At 62.2% G+C, this 2,138-nt stretch carries 2 protein-coding genes; both read right to left on the minus strand.

Annotation, left to right across the window (positions count from 1 at the left end; all coding sequences use genetic code 11):
• Positions 1-246: relaxase domain-containing protein (locus RMQ73_RS03145; protein ID WP_310496537.1), on the minus strand; the 246-nt coding region annotated here is incomplete at its 3' end.
• Positions 246-2,066, minus strand: a complete 1,821-nt coding sequence (locus RMQ73_RS03150; protein WP_310496538.1) for a type IV secretion system DNA-binding domain-containing protein — start codon at positions 2,064-2,066, stop codon at positions 246-248. The genes RMQ73_RS03145 and RMQ73_RS03150, both read right to left, overlap by 1 nt.
• Between the last annotated feature and the right edge of the window lie 72 nt (positions 2,067-2,138).

A 2,138-nucleotide genomic window follows, 5' to 3' on the forward strand; every position in this document is an offset into this window, starting at 1 on the left:
GACATCCCCTCCGGGACGATGTTCAAGCTGGCCGTCGCGGGTCGTTCCCAATTGCTGGCTGGCGACCTTGCCGTCGAGAAAGTCACGGAACTGTTCGCGGTCAACATCGCCCGACAGGCCAATCTCGTCTGCGCCCTTGCCCTGCCATTCGGACGGCGAAAGGCCACCATCGGCATAATAGTCGTCGGCTTCATAATAGCTCGCGGCTTGGCCCGAACTGGTCAGCGCGGAAACCGACGCGACCATCACACTGGCCCTTCACTGGTTGATGGCGGCGGTGCGGGCGGCGGGGCGTTGGCGATCTGCTGCCAAAGCGTTGCCTTCATATCGCCCGCGATGAAACCGGGGTGCTGTGCGACCCTGCGCGATTGCAGATGACCGGCGGTCATCTTGATCCGCGCTACCGGCAACCCATCGGGGAGCAACAAGAACCCCTCATATTTGGGCAGGCGCAATTCGCTTTCCAGAATGGCGGGGCGCACCTTGCGGGTTTTGCTCAAGGTTGTGCGCGGCGCATCGTCGCCACTGGCGAGCGCGTCGGTCATCATATGGATTTCTACCTCGCAGTCGCCGATGGTCTGGCTCGCCCAGAGCCGGGTCTCGCTGTCGATAGTCTGGAGGAACAGCTTGGTGTTGCAACAGCCCAGCATCGATTCCGCAATCTGCGGACCGTATCGATGGCGCATCTGGCCCAATGCCTGAAACGTCAGAATGACGGCGGCCCCGAACTTGCGGCCCTCGGGCAACAGCCGCGCCATATTCTCGACGCGCGGCAAATCGGCCAGTTCGTCAAGGATGAACCAGATACGCCGGTGCGGCGATGGCGAAAGCCCAAGCACGGCGCTTGCGGCGCATTCGAGCCAGCAAGCGAGCAATGGCTTTGATGCCTCGAAATAATCCTCCTTGCGCGGCACGAATATCCACGGGCGCGGGCCTGACCGATTATCCAGCCCGGGGATGAAATCGCGAAACGCGAAAGGGTGATCGCGGCCCTCAACCGACAAGAACTGGATCAGGTTCGCCGCCTTGGCGAGCATGAACAGAACGCTGCCGGTGGCGCGGTCGGCGTCCTCGGCGAAGGTCCGGGCCGACGAGCTGTTCCCCAGCCATATCTTCAAATCATCCTTGGTCCGGCTCTGCAAAGCGTTTAGCAAATCCTCGAGGCCGCATTTGCCCTCGTGCCACAAAGCGCGCAGCATGTTGGCGACGAGGATGCGGCTGGTTTCCAGCCAGACATCGCGGTCGTTTTGCCCGGTCTCGGTGATAAGCTGGTGGGCGATGCGGTCGGCATCGGCGGGGTGGGCGATTTCGTCGAAGGGCGACCAGAATGCGCAGCGGGCGTCGAACGGATTCAAGATGACGTCGCCGCGTTCAGGCTGATAGTAATGCGCGACGAATTCGCCGCTGGTATCATAAACCAAGGCGGCTTCACCGCGCGCTTCTATGCCATCGAGCATCTGGCGCAGCGCGGTCGTCTTGCCGCTGCCGGTCGTACCGATCATCGCCATATGCCGGGTCTCAAGTCGGTTGGGCAATGGAACGGTGCCAATTTGCAAGGCACGGGCATCGGCTTCGCTGCCAGTCAGTCTGGCAAGCTGCGCCTCGCTGGTCACAAGCGTTCCGGCAATCACGCGGTCGCGCAAAGCGGCTTCGCGCCGCCGTGCTGCAACCCCACGCAAGAGGAACAGCCCTGCCAGCCAACCGGCAAAACCAAGCACCGCGCCCATCTTGAATTTGGCAAAGACGGCATCCGCCCGATCCCGGTAATAGGGATGTGCGATCACGGCATCGGTCGGCGCGGCATAGTCAGTGCCATCGACGCGGATGATCATGGTCGGTCTGGCGGCTGTGCCTTCGGCAAACCATGATTTTGCATGAGCGACATGATATGTCGCAGCCGCCTGCAATATCTCCTTGTCGAGTATCGCATAGGGCAGGATGATTGCACCCAGGGCAATCGATGCCAGCATGATCCCGGCCTGCCGTTTGAAGCGGGCAGTCTGGTTGGTCCGGTTGTGCCGCCGCAGCGCGTCGGCATGGGTGCGGCGGTCGCTGTCGTGGCTCATGATCCCGCCCCCTGCGACAAGCGCCGTTGGCGGTCATAGGCGGCGGTGATTTCGGCGGTGATCGCTTCGTCG

Source organism: Sandarakinorhabdus sp. (assembly GCF_031430775.1).
In the GTDB taxonomy this organism is placed as follows: Bacteria; Pseudomonadota; Alphaproteobacteria; order Sphingomonadales; family Sphingomonadaceae; genus Sandarakinorhabdus.